General features: G+C 40.5%; 15 protein-coding genes and 5 pseudogenes. 4 read left to right on the top strand and 16 right to left on the bottom strand.

The genetic code is table 11. The features are described 5' to 3' along the window. Nucleotides 1-139: 139 nt before the first annotated feature. The 8 genes from LOZ91_RS09445 to LOZ91_RS09410 all read right to left on the bottom strand — a co-directional run bounded on the left by LOZ91_RS09445 (nt 140) and on the right by LOZ91_RS09410 (nt 5126). Nucleotides 140-829, bottom strand: a complete 690-nt coding sequence (locus tag LOZ91_RS09445) for a GntR family transcriptional regulator (protein ID WP_005093757.1) — start codon at nt 827-829, stop codon at nt 140-142. 207 nt (nt 830-1036) lie between these two features. Beyond that, the gene (locus LOZ91_RS09440) at nt 1037-1657 is read right to left on the bottom strand and encodes a class I SAM-dependent methyltransferase (RefSeq protein WP_005093755.1); all 621 of its coding nucleotides are present in this window, start codon (nt 1655-1657) and stop codon (nt 1037-1039) included. 28 nt (nt 1658-1685) lie between these two features. Then, nucleotides 1686-2021 (bottom strand): carboxymuconolactone decarboxylase family protein, encoded by a 336-nt coding sequence (locus LOZ91_RS09435; RefSeq protein ID WP_005093752.1) that lies wholly within the window; start codon nt 2019-2021, stop codon nt 1686-1688. A gap of 49 nt (nt 2022-2070) precedes the next feature. Further along, nucleotides 2071-2466 carry a rhodanese-like domain-containing protein gene (locus LOZ91_RS09430; RefSeq protein WP_035337430.1) on the bottom strand — a complete coding sequence of 132 codons (396 nt, stop codon included), beginning with the start codon at nt 2464-2466 and terminating at the stop codon, nt 2071-2073. 99 nt (nt 2467-2565) lie between these two features. Next, nucleotides 2566-3348 carry a sulfite exporter TauE/SafE family protein gene (locus LOZ91_RS09425; protein ID WP_005093748.1) on the bottom strand — a complete coding sequence of 261 codons (783 nt, stop codon included), beginning with the start codon at nt 3346-3348 and terminating at the stop codon, nt 2566-2568. Between the two features lie 68 nt (nt 3349-3416). Then, nucleotides 3417-4289 (bottom strand): MBL fold metallo-hydrolase, encoded by an 873-nt coding sequence (locus LOZ91_RS09420; RefSeq protein WP_244783089.1) that lies wholly within the window; start codon nt 4287-4289, stop codon nt 3417-3419. 2 nt (nt 4290-4291) lie between these two features. Continuing rightward, nucleotides 4292-4708, bottom strand: a complete 417-nt coding sequence (locus LOZ91_RS09415) for a DUF6691 family protein (RefSeq protein WP_151837104.1) — start codon at nt 4706-4708, stop codon at nt 4292-4294. 1 nt (nt 4709) lies between these two features. Continuing rightward, nucleotides 4710-5126, bottom strand: coding sequence for a YeeE/YedE thiosulfate transporter family protein (locus LOZ91_RS09410; RefSeq protein ID WP_163171660.1), 417 nt, complete (start codon nt 5124-5126; stop codon nt 4710-4712). 120 nt (nt 5127-5246) lie between these two features. On the opposite strand from LOZ91_RS09410, the gene LOZ91_RS09405 reads away from it, so the two are divergent. Continuing rightward, nucleotides 5247-5567 carry a metalloregulator ArsR/SmtB family transcription factor gene (locus LOZ91_RS09405; protein WP_163171662.1) on the top strand — a complete coding sequence of 107 codons (321 nt, stop codon included), beginning with the start codon at nt 5247-5249 and terminating at the stop codon, nt 5565-5567. Here the strand turns inward: LOZ91_RS09405 and LOZ91_RS14630 are convergent. From LOZ91_RS14630 to LOZ91_RS09370, 8 genes and pseudogenes are all read right to left on the bottom strand, one after another. Then, nucleotides 5564-5875: pseudogene (locus LOZ91_RS14630) on the bottom strand (DUF202 domain-containing protein). The gene LOZ91_RS09405 and the pseudogene LOZ91_RS14630 sit on opposite strands and share 4 nt — an antisense overlap. 64 nt (nt 5876-5939) lie before the next feature. After that, nucleotides 5940-6680 (bottom strand): thiol:disulfide interchange protein DsbG, encoded by a 741-nt coding sequence (gene dsbG / locus LOZ91_RS09400; RefSeq protein WP_244783088.1) that lies wholly within the window; start codon nt 6678-6680, stop codon nt 5940-5942. A 19-nt stretch (nt 6681-6699) separates the two neighbouring features. Continuing rightward, complete coding sequence (locus LOZ91_RS09395) at nt 6700-7548, bottom strand: TlpA disulfide reductase family protein (RefSeq protein ID WP_244783087.1); 849 nt, start codon at nt 7546-7548, stop codon at nt 6700-6702. Beyond that, a pseudogene (locus LOZ91_RS09390) lies at nt 7545-8559 on the bottom strand (cytochrome c biogenesis protein CcdA); the annotation flags it as partial. The pseudogene LOZ91_RS09390 and the gene LOZ91_RS09395, both read right to left, overlap by 4 nt. A gap of 63 nt (nt 8560-8622) precedes the next feature. Then, nucleotides 8623-9443: pseudogene (locus LOZ91_RS09385) on the bottom strand (IS3 family transposase). 85 nt (nt 9444-9528) lie between these two features. Continuing rightward, a pseudogene (locus tag LOZ91_RS09380) lies at nt 9529-10141 on the bottom strand (IS5 family transposase); the annotation flags it as partial. A gap of 45 nt (nt 10142-10186) precedes the next feature. Next, a pseudogene (locus tag LOZ91_RS09375) lies at nt 10187-10366 on the bottom strand (hypothetical protein); the annotation flags it as partial. 445 nt (nt 10367-10811) lie between these two features. Further along, complete coding sequence (locus LOZ91_RS09370; protein WP_005093725.1) at nt 10812-11981, bottom strand: replication initiation protein; 1170 nt, start codon at nt 11979-11981, stop codon at nt 10812-10814. Nucleotides 11982-12884: 903 nt separating this feature from the next. Between LOZ91_RS09370 and LOZ91_RS09365 the strand changes: the two genes are divergently transcribed. The 3 genes from LOZ91_RS09365 to LOZ91_RS09355 all read left to right on the top strand — a co-directional run bounded on the left by LOZ91_RS09365 (nt 12885) and on the right by LOZ91_RS09355 (nt 16284). Next, nucleotides 12885-13670, top strand: coding sequence for a ParA family protein (locus LOZ91_RS09365; RefSeq protein WP_035337428.1), 786 nt, complete (start codon nt 12885-12887; stop codon nt 13668-13670). Between the two features lie 18 nt (nt 13671-13688). Beyond that, nucleotides 13689-14588, top strand: coding sequence for a ParB/RepB/Spo0J family partition protein (locus LOZ91_RS09360; protein WP_005093722.1), 900 nt, complete (start codon nt 13689-13691; stop codon nt 14586-14588). Nucleotides 14589-14697: 109 nt separating this feature from the next. Beyond that, on the top strand, nt 14698-16284 hold the full coding sequence (locus LOZ91_RS09355; RefSeq protein ID WP_005093719.1) for a sensor domain-containing diguanylate cyclase: 1587 nt from the start codon (nt 14698-14700) through the stop codon (nt 16282-16284). Nucleotides 16285-16482: the final 198 nt, after the last annotated feature.

Below are 16482 nucleotides of genomic sequence, written 5' to 3'. Positions count from 1 at the left end.
ACCAGTATTAAATTGGAGGCAAGTTTAGCCTTTTAAATATAAAAATAGAATGCTTAATAATTAAAATTATTTTAAAAATAAAAAATCCTAAAAACACAGAAGTTTTTAGGATTTGAATGGATTGGAGATAAATATAAGCTTATGCGTGAATATCTAGGGTCATTTCAATTTTGTCCTGAGACCAGATTTCGATGTCATATTCAATCACCAGATCGTTTGATTTTGAAATACGTTCAATGTAAGTTGCTGTTTGGCTTATAGGAATTCCTAAATATTGGCTCTCAAAATGAGAGACACCGGTATTTTTAATTTTTAACTGACTACTCGTATAATCATAATCAAAGTGATTTTTAATGACATCTTGGACCGAAGTAATCACGTCATAATTCAGCACATCTGGAAATAGCGCAACAGGCAGATAATTGTATTCAAGGAGTACCGGGACATCATCAGCATAACGTAAACGGATAATTTCAATAAAGCCGAGTCTTCTCGTTGCTTCACTAAAAACATCACTGTGATCAAATCGCTCCAGCTGTCTGGTCGAGATCAGTTCTGTTCTGGCATTAAAACCCTGTGCCTTCATATAAGAACGAAAATTTTCAATTGAGTTTGGATAGTATTGAATTTTTTTATTACTCACAAACCAGCCGAGATTTTGCCGTTTGTAAATTTTATCTTCGGCACGAAGCTGTTCATAAGCCTTACGCACTGTTTCCCTTGAACAGTTAAACTTTAATGCCAAGTAACGTTCCGATGGAATCATTTGATTAGAACTGTATTTTTTCAATTCAGCCTCAATCAAATCTCTGATTTCCATATACTTCATTCAGTGAATCCAGCTCGTCAGCGTAAGTTATATTGATGGTACTAAATTAAAGAACAGAGGAAAATTAAAAAAGGTACAGATCAGTAAAAAGATACATTCCCTAGTCTTAATGAGAATTTTTACGGTAATGGTAATCCCCCCTAAAAATATTGATGATGAGAATGCAGGACCTTATCGTCAGCAAAATGTATTAAATTCACTTATGCTCTACTTCCTCACTTGTATCGCAAATTGAATAACATGGCATTTACCACAATGTAATTTTCCCTCCTGCCTTTCTTGCTCCCCGACATAAAAGTGATGGATGTGGTCCTGTCCGAAGACTTCTAGAATGCAACGAGGATCGTATAAATATTCGACATTTGAAGGACCACCGGTTTTATAGTCGATCTGTTCCTTTGAATATAGCTCACCAATAAACCATCCACCGTTGAGCAAGGATTTTCTTATGCCTTCTAAAACCTGTTTTTGTGTTTCTATATCGAAATGACCAAATACACAGATCACATTTTGATAAAACTCCGATGGCCATTGAGCTACTGTTAAATCAACATGTTTAAGTTCAACTTTTATCCCTTGGGCTTCAGCCTTGCTGGACAGATGCGTCAAAGCAACATCAGAATAATCCCAGACTTCCGCTGAAAAAGGGTAACCCTGCTGTCTTGCCCGCTCAGCCAGGTATAAGATATTCCGTCCTTCACCTTCAGCAATTGCCAGTGTTTTACCCTCTATTCGGATTTTGTCCGAAATTTGCTGAATGAAAAGATTTGCTGCTGTGCCATACAGATCTTGCGTCCGGGCATACAATTCATTCCAGTGCTGACTCATTTCAGCCTCCATTTACTAAACGATTCAATCAGCTGGAAAACTCTTTAAATGCCTCTAGGGCATTTGCGGCATACATCAATGAAGGTCCTCCACCCATATAGACGGCAACGCCTAAAACTTCTTCCAGTTCCCGTAGGGTCATGCCCATTTTGACTAAGGTTCGAACATGAAAACCGATACAACCATCACAACGTGCCGCCACACCAATCGCCAAGGCAATTAACTCCTTGGTTTTCGGATCAATCACGCCATCACGCATAGCAGTCTGTGACAATTGGTTAAAACTTTTCATTAAATCAGGCGAATCCTGACTTAAAGTTCTTAAACTGCCCGAAATGTTCTGGGTTAATTCTTTGTATTTCATTGCTTCACCTCAAATAAAGAAATCAGCATTCATTTATATATTCAATAGCTTATTTTTCTACCGGATAGCCCTGTTCCAGCCAGGCCTGGTAACCACCCTGAACCGACTTGACCTGGGTAAAACCCATATTCTGTAAGGTATCGGTTGCCAGTGCTGAACGTCCACCCGTACCACAAATCAAATAAATCGGCTGATCTTTAAGATGTTCCAGTGCCTGCTGGGTATCACAATGATGACTGGCTAAGGGATGCTGGTGAATTCGCATTTCCAAAATACCACGTGGATAATTCACCGCCCGGTCTATCGCTGCTGCTTGGAATTCATCTGGTTCCCGAACATCAATCAGTATGGTTTTATGGTTTTGCATCGCCTCAAACAATTCATTTACGCTGACTTCCTGAATCCGGCTTTTTGCATTCCGGATCAATTGCTCTGCAGTTTTCATCATTTTCATTCTTCCTCGGCCATTAAAACGATATTCACATTGCATAAACGATGCTCAGGGAGATTAAAGCGCTTTAGTTTAGGTACTTAATCGTCTGTTTTAGCCCATGAGCGCTGAATAGATTAAATACATAGCTACCCCAACCACGGTTGTGGCAAATATTTTCTGTACCTTGTTACTGTCAATCCGATGCATCAGACTGCGTCCAATGAACATCCCGACAATACAGGCCAGGACAAAGGCCAGTGTGACCGAAACAGGATATTGAAAGCCCTCCAGTACGTGTGCAGAAATGCTGACCCCACCAATCAGGAAAATAATCATGAGAGAGGTCGCCACGATGCTGCGCATATCGAGATCGGTGAATTTACGCAGGGCTGGAACAATAACAAAACCACCCCCAACGCCAAGCAGACCCGTTAATAAACCTGCCACTACACCAATACCAGCCAGAAAGGAGGCCGTTTTCACATTCCAGATCAGACGACCGGTGGTTTGATTGACCTTGCACGGTGCATTACCATGATCATGGACTTTATTAAAGAAGATCCGGTAAGCAACAATCAGCATGACCAGACTGAAAGCCAGCGTCAGCCAGACTGCAGAAACGATATCAGCCAAATGCACGCCATAACGGGCTGAAGGAATACTGATCAATGCGATCCAGAGCGCAGCGCGATAACGTACAATACGCTTGAATAAACCTTCGAACGTTCCAACCAAGGCCGACAGCGTGACTGCCAGCAAGCCTACCGGCGCAGCCTGAGCTACCGTCCAACCCTGACTCGCCATCAGTGCCGGTACAGCCAGAATGCCGCCACCAGAACCGGTTAGACCCAGCAAGCCACCAATCGCCAATCCTTCCAGTATTAATGCCCACATCGCCCTCTCCCTTATCCACAAAAATGATTCAATAAAAGTTGAATTTTTTGTTGAATCACGACACAGGCTTATTTGAAGTAGTTAAGAGGAAGCTTGAGGTAAGAAACACCATTTGGTTCTGGCTCAGGAAACTGCCCTGCTTTCATATTGATCTGAATCGCCGGTAGAATCAGTTTAGGCATACTCAGTCCTGAATCCCGCTGGTTGCGCATCTGAGCAAATTCAGCTTTACTGATTCCCTGATGAATATGAATATTCTGTGTCTTTTGTGTCTGTATATCAGATTCACACACATAGGATTCACGTGTTTCAGGCAAATAGTCATGACATAAAAAAACCCGGGTATCTTCTGGCAACTGAAACAGGCTTTGTACCGAATCATAAAGCTGTTCTGCACTGCCCCGCGGGAAGTCACAACGTGCTGTACCATAATCTGGCATAAACAGGGTATCACCCACAAAAACCGCATCACCAATCACATAACTCAGACAAGCAGGCGTATGTCCCGGTGTTGGAATGTTATAGGCCTTCAATGTTCCGATTTGGAACGACTCATGATCTTCAAATAAATAATCAAAGAGCTGCTGAGCATTCCATTGTTTAATATCCAGATGATAAATCGCGCCAAAAGTTTCCTGAACAATACTAATTTTCTGGCTCATGGCAATTTTGCCACCCAGTTCTTCTTTGAGATATTGCGCTGCAGTCAGATGATCAGCATGGACATGGGTTTCAAGAATCCACTCAACCGTTAAATCCTGCTCTTTAATATAAGCAATAATTTTATCGGCATGAATAGTGGATGTACTTGCTGATGCCGGATCATAATCCAGCACGCTATCAATAATGGCGCAGGCTTTGGTCGCCGGATCACGTACAACATAACTGAAGGTATTGGTATCTTCGTGAAAAAAATCTTTTACTATAGGTAAGTTTGACATCGTTAAGCTCCTGACCATTTACGGTGAATCCATACACCCACCATCATTGCTACTATAAAATAGAGCACTTGATAGTGGCCCAAACCGATCAAGGTGAAACTTGGCGCCGGACAGATGCCGGCAATGCCCCAACCTGCACCAAATAAAACCGCACCCGTGATCAGTTTTTTATCTATCTGATTATTTTTAGGTAAATCAATAGGTTCATTAAATACTGTTTTCGGTTGCGCCGTACGTAATGCTTTCTGGAAGGGAATAAAGGCCACCGCAATCGCGCCCATCATGACAAAGGCCAGACTGGCATCCCAATCGCCAAACAGATCCAGGAAATCGAGTACTTTTTCCGGATTGGACATGCCCGATACCATCAATCCCACAGAGAACAGCGCACCAAATAAAAAGGCAAACACATTTTTCATTTTAGAATGCTCCTGTGATATGACGGATAATATAAACAGCGACAAAACCTGCAAACATGAAAGTCATGGTCGCGATGATAGAACGCTTAGACAGGCGACTGATGCCACAAATTCCGTGACCACTGGTACAGCCCGAACCTAAGCGTGTCCCAAAGCCCACTAGCAGACCTGCCACAATCATCATCAGTGGGCTGGCATTCAATTCGATTTCAGGTTGTACAAACAGACCATAAATAAACGGTGTGAGGATCAAGCCTAATAAAAACCAGATTGCAGGCGTTTTAAATACAGTTTTTGGGTTTAATACCTGCCCAACCAAACCGCTGATTCCTGCAATACGGCCATTGACGTAAAGATAGCCGACCACTGAAAGTCCGAGCATTAAACCGCCAATAAATGCGATGAGGAAGTCATGCATGGTGAATCAATCTCTATACAATATACTTTTTTATATTATATAATAAAAAATAATAATCAAGCAGTTTTATGGTAAATTGTGTAAACTGCACGGGCTACATCTAAGGTTTTGAGGACATCTATGGATATGATTGCTGCAAATGCCAAAATTGATTTTTCACAGGTCGATTTCGTCAGCCAATGCCTAAAAGTTTTAGCCAATCCTGATCGTCTGAAAATCTTATGTGTCCTGGTTGACGGGGAAATGAATGTTCAGGAAATTGAAGAATCTACCGATATTCATCAACCTACACTTTCACAACAGCTGACTGTACTGCGTAAGGCCGACATGGTTAGCACCCGACGTGAAGGTAAACAGATTTTCTATCGTCTGAGTGACCCCAAGGTCTTGAGCCTGATGCAAAAGCTGTACGAGCTGTATTGCGCCAAACCCGCTTCTTAGTGCAGCCAAAAAGAAATGATCAGAAGCAGTCCGCTAAAAGCAGTAAACAGGTTTAGCCATACGGGATACTGGGTGTAATAACCTTCAATAAATTCCGGCGGTCGCAGTGATATCAACCCCCGTCGATATTGCAGGATTGAGGCGAAATTTACCAACATGCAAAACACAATCACCGCAATCCCCATCCACTGTGCATAGGCTATTTTTTATGCATAACGTTCATGATCGACTAATTACAATAGCCGGTTGGATTTTTCAATCACAAAACCAAATGCAATTAATGTCAGACCATTCCGGTTCCATGCCAGAGCGGTTCATTCCAAAGCAAACAATACCCGTGGATGATCCAAAGTGGACATATCTCATCCGATCTTATTGTTCAAAAATTTCCTTGACGTCCATCGCCAGGCCTTGAGTAGATTTAAATTCACCCTGGTTATTTTTCCAGGCCGTCGACGGTGTGGAGAAAAAGCCGTATTTCCCCATCAGGGCCTGATTGGCATCAATTTTTGCAGCAATTTCTGCAGGAATCTTTGCCATTTTCTTGAGCTGCTTTTTGCCTTTATTCTTGTTGATATCATTAAAAACTGCTGCTGGATTTTTCGACATTAACAATGTTGCCACCTGACCACGGCTTTCTTCACGGATCACACCGACCTGAATATGACGCAGCTGTACCTTGCCTGATTCGACCCAAGGCCGAGCTGCCTGCCAGAATTTATAGCAATATGGACAATTGGGATCGGAAAAGACATAGACCACACGTGGTGCATCTGGCTTGCCATCCTGGATCCAGGTCGATTTTTCCAGGGTTTTCCATACATCGTCCAATACCGCTTTTTTCATATGCTTTTCAATCTGCTCATTGGAAAGGCTTTTCCCTTGTGCATCAAATAGTTCGCCCTTGATATAATATTTGTCATCGTTGGAGATAAATACTGTATTGGAGTACTGGTCTTCATGCCCCACCCAACCGGTCATTCCTTGCGGTGCCGGAATCTGTTTTACAAACACAAAACCCTGTTTTTCAATATTCTGTTTAATATTCGCCTGCGTATGCATGCTCATGATCAGGAACATGCCTGCACCCAGCACCCGGTAAATTCTATTCATACTAAGTCCTTCCGTTTTTTTAAGGTTGATCTGAAATTCTGTTTAAATATTGCTGCAACATGGCCGGACTGAGTTCCCCCATATGCCGCTCGACCAGCTGGCCTTGAGCATTAAAAAACAGCGTCGTTGGCAGGCCAAAATTATTCATCTGCTGTGGCAGTTCACCATATGGGTCCAGCAGGACATGTTTAAATTGAAACTGATGTTTTCTTAAATAGGCATTTACGGTGGCTACCTCCTCACCCTGATTCAGCATGACAAAATTCACTTGAGGATGCTGCTTGGCTGCTTTGGCCAAAACCGGCATTTCGCGGTGACACGGCGAACACCAGCTCGCCCACAAATTAATCACCGTGGGCTGGCCAACGAATTGGCTGAGTGGAATCTTGTCTGTACCCAGACGCTCCTGTTCTAGTCCAGCAAAGGCTAGATCAGGAAACGCTGCTTCAGTTTTTAGACTGGATTTGAACGCGAGCCCAAGCCCGATCCAGAGTACAAAAATGATCAGCAAGATGGCTTTGAATCGGGTCTGCAGCTGTCTGTTGCGAATGACATACCACAAAGCGCCAATCAGCACCCCACCCCATAAATGAAAACCTTTGTCCTGGATTTTCAGTATGTCGATGGGTGCTGCAAAATACAGCTCGGCATTGAGCAGAACGAAAACAAGACGTGCACCCAGCATCCCTAGCAAAAAACTGCTCCAGAGCAAATCCTGACTTTGGCCAAGCAGCTGTTTAGACCATGAATACTTTCTGGCTAATCCAAACAGGAGGGCAGATAACAGCATCAAGCCAGTGGCAACAATCATGAGTGTCCAAGGCAACATCAAAGGTCCCAGATGCAGTGCATCACTGGAAATCATCATGGTTGCTCCCCTTGTAGTTGCTGCAATGTGCCTAGTAAATGTGCCGCACTAAAGCTTCCGGTCAAGCGCAACTCACGCTGCTCCTGATGCGCTGCATTTAAAAATATAAAGGTGGGTGGACCGAGGATTTGCCATTCTTTTAGCAGCTCATCCTGACTTGGATGATAGTGGGTCAGGTCTAATTTGATACGAACCACATTTTGTAAAGCCGTCTGGACATCACTACGTGGAATCACTTCCTTTTCAATCGGTTGACAGGCCACACACCAGTCTGCAGAAGCATCAATTACCACTGGCTGTGCAGGATGTTTGGCTAAAACCTGTTGCAATTCTGCGGCTGTACTGACCTTCTGCCATTCAAGCCGTGATTCTACATGGGCGACCTGTACCTGACTCCAGACATGATAGTGGCCGGGCGAAATACAAGGCCAGCGCCAGCATGACAAAACCAAAACTGAACTTCAGGCGATCCATCCAGATGCCAGGCTTAGGTAAAAGATGGGACCCAAATACAGCTGCGATAAATAGCGGCAAGCCCAGCCCAAGGCCTAAGACAAAAAGATAGCTGGCACCCAGTATCGGTTGATTGAGCTGAGACACATAGATTAAGGCGCCGGGCAACGGTGCACTCATACATGGCCCTACAATCAGTGCCGCGATCATACCCATGAGACCAGCACCAATCAGCGTGCCGCCCTTCTGTTTTTGCTGCCATTGATCCAGCCGCTGTAACATGCCTTGGGGTACGGACAGCTGAAATGCTCCGAACAGATTAAGCGCGAACAAAACAAACAGAATGCTGAAAATACTGATGAATACTGGACTTTGAAACCAGCGCTGAAAACTGTAACCGAGCTGTGCCACAGCAAGTCCCATGACCGCATAGACCAGTACCATACCCAAAACAAAGACCAGCGCAATCAGCGCAGCACGGCAGCCCCGGTGCTGCTGGACCAGAATTCCCGTTAAGATTGGAATCAAGGGTAAGGAACACGGTAAAAATGCCAGCAGAAAGAGATGGTCCCACTTGTTTGAACAACTAAAAGCTTATTTATAAGTGATATTCTGCTCTAGTTAAGCTACCTTATTTTGTTGTGGTAGCTGGTCATAGTAAAACTCATCTGGAGTCATTTTGTCCAGACTCGAATGAGGTCGTTTCAAATTATAAAATTCAAAATATGCATTTAATTGCTTTTTCGCATCAAAAATATTGCTGTAGGCTTTGAGATAAACCTCCTCGTATTTAACGCTCCGCCATAATCGTTCAATTATCACATTATCAACCCAACGATCTTTACCATCCATGCTGATTTGGATGTCATTTGATTTTAACACTTCAATAAATGCATCACTGGGAAATTGACTGCCTTGGTCTGTATTAAAGATTTCAGGTCGGCCATATTTTTCAATAGCTTCATTTAATCTTTCTATACAAAATGCAACCTCCATACTAATCGATACGCTATGGGCAAGCACCTTACGGCTTTGCCAATCACACAGCACATAAGTAGACAAAGCCTTTTGCAATAGGGATATACGTTATATCCGTTGCCCACACTTGATTACTCCGTTGAATATTCAATCCTTTGAGCAGATATGGATATTTACGGTGAGCTTGATTGGCCTGACTTAGATTTGGTTTACGATATAACGCATTAATGCCCAGTTTCTTCATTAAAGTACGTGTATGACGTCGTCCTGTATGATGTCCTTGACGGTTCAATAAATCACGCATCATACGGCTACCTGCAAAAGGGTATTGCATATGTAATTCATCAATACAGCGCATCAGCTTCAGCACTCAATTCAGCAAGTGTTTTTTCTGCTTTAATCGCAGCAAGTGCTACCTTAGCTTTAAAGTCATTTGAATGATTTCTTCTTGGTCTACGTGCCATAAAATATTCCATATATCGATGTTTATAACATCATTTGGGGAGCAAAATATCACTTATAGGAGTTGTTCAAATTTACGGAGTCATCTCTATATAGATATTTATCAAACTCCTTATTCGATCTTTTACTATTTGATCTCATTGGAATAATGGGAATCATATCCTTGTTCTGGGCATATATTCTAATGTGCTCAGCATCATACCCCTTATCAGCAATGAGATAAGTTGCCTCGCCTACAGTATCAATCAGTTGTTTTACAACTTGACTGTCGTGGACGCCACCCCCAGTGATTTTAAAATCAATCGGTAATCCATTCGCGTCGGTTGCAAGATGTATTTTTGTTGTTCGTCCACCGCGTGATTGTCCAATTGCTCTTTCGAAACCATGCCGAGCTCCACTTGCATGTTAATGCACGCGTATGTAGCTTCCGTCAATGAATGCCCATTCTTGATCCAGGACGCCTCGTAATCTAAAAAAATTTATTCCACAATCCCTTGCTTGCCCAACGATTAAAACGATTATAAGCAGTTTGCCAAGGACAAAATTCTTGAGGAATATCACGCCATGTGGCGCCTGTACGCAGTTTCCATAAGATCGCTTCCATGATATTTCTACTATTCTTTGAACGGTAGCAACCATGTAATCGCATAGTATCTTGAATTTGCTGCCAGATATCATCGGTAAGAAGAGTACGTGCCATTGAAAATATAGAAATAAAAATAACTCAAAGGAGGATTTTAGGTATTTAAAACCAATTCTTCAAATGAGGACACGCCCTAATCAGCAGATGTTTAAACACATTATCCCGTTCAAATAGCTTCACCTTATAATTTGGCGAGTCTTTTAGTTCTTCCTTGCACAGCAAATGCTTGGAGAACTCGTAATATTCTAGTACATTTTTTATCGCCTCTGGCTTCAAATTATCCCTCTATGATGCCAGTCAAGGTATTGGCAATATTCCAGATTTTTTGTAGCTGTTGCAGCTGGGCATGATTATGACAGTCCAAATCACTAACTCATTAATCCAGTGATTTCGCCTAAAATTTTCAATCATGCCATCGTAAGAAGGTGGCAAAAGACATAGTTTTTCGTGGGATTATGGCGTGAATCATAGTAGGTTTTTGACCCCAAGAAAAAAGTGTAGCAACTTACTACACTTTTTAGATATTCAGAATTTAGGTATTTTCACTTGTATTTTAGACAAGATGTAGCAAGTCCGAACTGCGACATTTTCCCAATGAGCGCCCGCTAATCTCACTAAAAAGATGTACCAGAAATATTTTAGTTATTTGCGAAAAATGTCAGACATGCAAAAAAAAATCATTCACTCGGAATGTTTTTCAATGCGCTGTAGCAATTTGCTACACTTTTTAAATAATTTCTTTACCAAAAATCTCATTCAAACGCTCGCGATTTTCCTGAACAAAAGTCGGATCATTTTTGAGCTTATATTTCATCTCTTTCTTGAAATCATTCATGGATGCACCGGCCACAGCAAAATCCATTTGAAACATAATATCGTTCACAATAACATTCGCCTGAGAATCGGTTAAACAGCCTTCGATCTTAAACCACTTGCTGAACTGCGTATAATTCGGATCATTGGCATAGATATACCAGGAACGTACGGTCATATCAAACTTTGCCCCCAACTCTTTCACGATGGCATTATCATCAAAATCTACATCCAAATAGATTTGAGTCTTTTCGTTAAATTGCGGGAGAGCCGCTTCAGTATCTCCACTCATAATTTTAAACCGCACACCCACAATAGGACGGCCTTTCTTAATAGTGTCATATTCTAGCTGCAAACTGGTTTTAGTATTAATTTCTTCAACAATTTTATCCAGAATATAACGCCTAAAATCTACCCAACGGTCATATTTTTTTTCACCGATGTCAATCAACGCTTTTAAATTCTCTAAGGTGAGTTCAACTTCATAGGTGTCGAGATTCGCATACTTAAATTCATTTTTAACAATATAAGAATATAGACTCATACTTGTGACAGAGTCTAAAGCAAATAAATCTTTCAACTGGTAAGTGGTAAAATTCCCACTGGCCAGACGGGTGAAGTAAGGCAGCACTTCACTGGTAAAGCGAATCTGCAAGGCATTTTTGGCATCATCTTCCCAGCGCAGTTCCCGGATAATCGGTACCACAGAATGGACTTTTTTTACTTTACGCTTGACGTCATCTACAGGCTCTTCAATTACAAAATGAGCAACCCGAGATGAAAGTTCCCTATAAATCCGGTCAATAGCCACATTAATGGAATTCTTCTTATTGAGTCCTAACAATTCCCCCAAATCTTCTTTATGCAGATAGATATAGGTTTTCTCGGTAATTTCACGATCTTGGTTATTTTTTTCACCATAGTTTGCAACCGCCATTGCATAAAGCAGTGCCTTATATTCATTAGAAGACAATTCAATAGGGCGAATTAAGCGGTTACTGGTACTCACCACTCCATTCTGTCGAATATTGCCGATACAATAAGGTAAATATTCTATTTCTTGTTTTTCGTTAAAATCGCTCATAAGTGAAAAATTAAAAGTTATTCCCCCTATTTATACATAAAAGTGGAATAACATTCAACATCTTCACCTTACAGATTCACTTTAAGTGCTTATCCCTTTAAAAGGATGTGCTAAAGATCAAGAGTGGAAAGCATGTCATCATTTTTTTAGATTTAGCCTAATCCTTAACCCAAAGGTGGAAACTTTGAAAAAATTTCCACTTATTAGTGACAAGCTTTCCACTTTTATCAACTGAGAAGAGCTTAAATCGTTTTCTTTGCATTTTTTTGTGGCCAAAAATACCGTTATAAGTGAAAAAATCATTTGGTTTAGCACTTTTCAGTGACAAAGCTTCCACCTTTAGAGAGAATCAAGTACTAAATCGGACTTTTTTTTGCAATTTTTAAAGGGAAAACATAACTTATCCACAAGTATAAAAATAAGCGTGACAAGTCTTCCACCTTTAAAGTCAGATCATGATACTTATCAACAGATTAAAGTTTTGAATTTAAATATTTTTATAACTTAATTTCATGTTTTTTTTTAAACCAGTGACAAGTCTTCCACCATAGTGACAAGTCTTCCACCTTTCAGTGACAGCTCTTCCACCTTTCAGTGACAAGTCTTCCACCTTTCAGTGACAAGTCTTCCACTTTTCGGTGACAAACCTTCCACTTTTCGGTGACAAACCCTCCACCTTTAAAGACGTAAGATATTGTTTTAAAAAGGGAAAAATTGTCCTAATTATAATTACTTAATTATATTAATTAATACTAATTATAATTAGCTAGCTATATTTTATATAAAACTTTAATTTGTTTTCTTTGTTAGCCGATATTGATTCGTACTTTAATATCATTCAAATAAAGTGTAGCAAGTTGCTACAAGTTCCACTATATTAGGATCATTCGAATGGGGTCTGATATGACAAATAAATCGACTAAAATTATTGCTGTAGCAAACCATAAAGGTGGTTGCGGGAAGACCACCACGGTTGTTCATCTGGCTGCAGAGCTAGCAGACTTGGGGCATAAAGTATTGGTGATTGATTTAGATCCACAAGCCAATGCAAGTTTACATATCGGATTAAGACATCCGAGTGAGGTTGAAACCACTTCTGCTGAATTACTGGTAGGTGATTTGAACCTATTGTCTGATGCCTTACAAGAAGAAACCAATTTTAAAAATGTTTCTTTAATTTATGGTTCACTTACTTTAGGTAAAACAGAAGACCAACTTAAAGATGATGCCCCAAGACCCTCTGAAGAGCTCTCTAACAAGTTGGAATTATTAAACGGATTATATGATTTCATCCTGATTGACTGTCCTCCAAGCCTAAAACTTCTGACCAGTAATGCCTTGGCTGCATCTACCCATGTTATGGTGCCGATTGAATCCGGTTCACAATATGGCCTATATGGTGTCACTGACTTAATTAACCATTTAAGTAAAATAAGACGGGTCAATCCCGAATTGAAACTGTTAGGTGCTTTGCTGATTAAACATGATGAACGTCAAAACGTCTGTAAACTGATACGAGATGAAGCTTTAAGCCAGGTCGGCGAATTGTTAAAAACGACCATTCCAATGAGTACGAAAGTCAATCAAGCAGCAATTTTACAACAGCCATTGTTGCGCGTAGATAAAAATTCTAAAGTTCGTAAAGCGTTCCAAGATTTAGCGAAAGAAATCATCAATCGTGTTGAATAAAGGCACTCTGAGAATCCTATGGTAAGTACAAAAGAATTGTTGGCACAACGTCTTCAGCAAAATACTCAAAAGCATCAACAAGCTCAGCAAGAGCATGTCAACGATGTGAAAGAATTACGTCGTAATGTCCAAATTACAGACATTCAACCTAGTCCCAATCAGCCACGAAAAATATTCAATCAGCAAGATATTGAAGATTTAGCAGCCTCGATTGAGGAGATTGGATTATTGCAGCCGATTGCAGTTCGGCGAGTACAGGACAAATATGAGTTAATTGCAGGTGAACGACGCTTGAAAGCGCATCAAATTCTCAATAAAAACACCATTGAAGTGATTGTCATCGATGCATCAGATGAAGAAGTTGCACTGTTAACCTTGGCTGAGAATTTAAAACGGGAAGACTTAACAGATTATGAAATTTATGTCGGTCTGAGTTCTCTGGATGAGAAATTAAAAAAGAACAAGCAAAAGCTGGCAAAATCATTAGGCATGAATCGAGAGGATATGTATAAATATCTATCTTTCGAAAAATTACCGAAAGAACTGATTGCCGATTTAGAACAACAACCGACATTGTTGGCACGCACTGCCGCCACAGCTGTGAAAAAGTTTCTTTCAGATTATGAAGAGAATTACAGTAATGCTAAAAAAGCACTGCTAGAAGCTTGGGCGAAATTACTGAAAAAAGAAGTTGAGCAAACAAAACTGGCCTTATTGGCAGAAAAAATTTTAAAGTCGAAAGAAAACAAAGAGCCAATTAAAACGTCAATCGTGCATAAAATTGAATATGATGGAAAAGTCGCAGGGAATATTAAGTTTGATCACAACATTTTAAAAGTGTCATTAAAAATGAGTGAATTTGATGAGCAAAATTTACAAGAGCTGGAAAATTTGCTGAAAAAAATGCTGAAAAAATAAAATTAAAGCGCTGTAGCAACTTGCTACAGCGCTTTTTTCAATTTAGGTCGGAGAGGATTTCAAGTTACATTAAATAGAGTAATACAACCTAAGGTACCTGGGGGCTCAGTTGTTATATAAAATACTTTTATCTTTGAATCTGAATTTACGCAAGCTGATTCTGATTTCAACGATCCTCAGCGTTTCCTTTTTATTTGTGATTAGCCTGTTTATTCTGAATTATGTGGTTAAACAGCAACTAATTCAGAATTCACTCTCTATAAATGAAAAATACGCAGCCAAGATTGCGATGGGGGTGAATCGTGATGTCAGTAATATGTTGCAGGAGTTGCAGTATAGTGCTCAGCAATTAGGGCAAAACTTTTACAATACGCCACTGCGACAGGCTGAAGTCAAACGGCTCAAAAACCAGTCGAATAACTTTAACAGTGTTTTTATGGTGGGCCAGCAAAATCAGATACTTGCTTATGCACCAGTATCATTAGACCTAAAATTCCACACGCCCTATAATACAGCGGGTATTGTTGGATCACTTAAAAGCAAAAAGGCGTATATTTCGGCACCCTATTGGTCAAGCAAAAAAAATCTGGTTGTGTTGATATCACAGCCTATTTACGATGTGAATCAAAATTATAAGGGCTTTATCAGCGGTACGATTTATCTGCAGAAGAATAATTTAATCAGTGAAATGCTGTTCAATCAATTTGATTTCAAAAAAAGTTATATGTATGTGATTGATCAGCAGAACCGTATTATCTTCCATCCAGATTCGAGTCGGATTGGCGAAAAAATTGTAAATAATACTGGTCTTGACTATATCAATGAAAACAAGAAAGGATCCGTCCGTCTAACGAATAGCTTGGGGATTGATAACCTGGCCGGTTTTGCACATGTTCCCAGTGTGAACTGGATTGTGGTTTCACAGCAACCTACGGATGAACTTCTTAAACAGGCCAATGAATTAATTTTAAAAGTTTCTATTGGCATATTTATCTTTTATCTGTTTATTTTCTTTATCGTCTGGCGGATGTCGCTATTTATTTCTTCGCCGCTGAATCGTTTGGCGAAAATGGCCAGTATGTTAAATCGAAATGATATTCAGGATAAAATCAGTCAGGTTGATCCCTGGTATTTTGAGGTATTCAAGTTTAGGGCCTCGCTACTTTTGAGCTCCAAAACATTTAATAACAAGATCTCAGAATTACGCCAACATATCAATATTGACCCCTTGACTGGCCTTTATAACCGTCGTGGCATGCAATATCTTCTGGATGAATTAATCAGTACGGGTACTCATTTTGCGGTACTCGCTATCGATATTGATTTCTTTAAAAAGATCAACGATAGCTATGGACATGACCGCGGAGATGAGGTTTTAAAGCGATTGGCTTTTTTAATGCAGAAAAATTTCAGAAGTCATGATCTCTGCTGTCGCACTGGTGGGGAAGAGTTTATCGTATTGATGATGACCTCCGATATTCGTGTTGCTTTCAATGCAGCAGCACGTCTCAGAACGAGTATGCAAGTGAGTCAAATTGAAGGAATCAAAGAAGTTACCATTTCCGTGGGTATCGCATTCTGGCCGAGAGATTCAGTAAGCGTCAAACAGGTTTTTAAAATGGCAGATAATAAGCTGTATGAAGCGAAAAATAATGGGCGGAACTGTGTTCGTATGACGCAAAAATTAGCCAAGTAAAATGTCGACACAAACAGGCTTGATTTTTTTAAATCTTTTTCTGCTCAAGCATGTTCAGCACAGTGACCTTGCGGAGTTACATGAGCTTTAATCGAGATCAGCTTCAGTCTGTGCCCGAGCATGCACTGGTAAAATTTGGCATATTGGTCTGTCTGGGGAGCTTTAATGGATAAATAAAGTGAATTAAGCACGACAATT

The organism is Acinetobacter sp. F-1, assembly GCF_022869025.1.
GTDB lineage: Bacteria > Pseudomonadota > Gammaproteobacteria > Pseudomonadales > Moraxellaceae > Acinetobacter > Acinetobacter pseudolwoffii.
Note: the sequence above shows the minus strand (reverse complement) of the source record. Positions and strands in the feature narration are given on the sequence as shown.

Bases quoted from the DNA above. Each gene is read 5' to 3' on its own strand.
- LOZ91_RS09445 (WP_005093757.1), bottom strand. From the start codon at position 829: ATGAAGTATATGGAAATCAGAGATTTGATTGAGGCTGAATTGAAAAAA.
- LOZ91_RS09440 (WP_005093755.1), bottom strand. From the start codon at position 1,657: ATGAGTCAGCACTGGAATGAATTGTATGCCCGGACGCAAGATCTGTAT.
- LOZ91_RS09435 (WP_005093752.1), bottom strand. From the start codon at position 2,021: ATGAAATACAAAGAATTAACCCAGAACATTTCGGGCAGTTTAAGAACT.
- LOZ91_RS09430 (WP_035337430.1), bottom strand. From the start codon at position 2,466: ATGAAAACTGCAGAGCAATTGATCCGGAATGCAAAAAGCCGGATTCAG.
- LOZ91_RS09425 (WP_005093748.1), bottom strand. From the start codon at position 3,348: ATGTGGGCATTAATACTGGAAGGATTGGCGATTGGTGGCTTGCTGGGT.
- LOZ91_RS09420 (WP_244783089.1), bottom strand. From the start codon at position 4,289: ATGTCAAACTTACCTATAGTAAAAGATTTTTTTCACGAAGATACCAAT.
- LOZ91_RS09415 (WP_151837104.1), bottom strand. From the start codon at position 4,708: ATGAAAAATGTGTTTGCCTTTTTATTTGGTGCGCTGTTCTCTGTGGGA.
- LOZ91_RS09410 (WP_163171660.1), bottom strand. From the start codon at position 5,126: ATGCATGACTTCCTCATCGCATTTATTGGCGGTTTAATGCTCGGACTT.
- LOZ91_RS09405 (WP_163171662.1), top strand. From the start codon at position 5,247: ATGGATATGATTGCTGCAAATGCCAAAATTGATTTTTCACAGGTCGAT.
- dsbG (WP_244783088.1), bottom strand. From the start codon at position 6,680: ATGAATAGAATTTACCGGGTGCTGGGTGCAGGCATGTTCCTGATCATG.
- LOZ91_RS09395 (WP_244783087.1), bottom strand. From the start codon at position 7,548: ATGATGATTTCCAGTGATGCACTGCATCTGGGACCTTTGATGTTGCCT.
- LOZ91_RS09370 (WP_005093725.1), bottom strand. From the start codon at position 11,981: ATGAGCGATTTTAACGAAAAACAAGAAATAGAATATTTACCTTATTGT.
- LOZ91_RS09365 (WP_035337428.1), top strand. From the start codon at position 12,885: ATGACAAATAAATCGACTAAAATTATTGCTGTAGCAAACCATAAAGGT.
- LOZ91_RS09360 (WP_005093722.1), top strand. From the start codon at position 13,689: ATGGTAAGTACAAAAGAATTGTTGGCACAACGTCTTCAGCAAAATACT.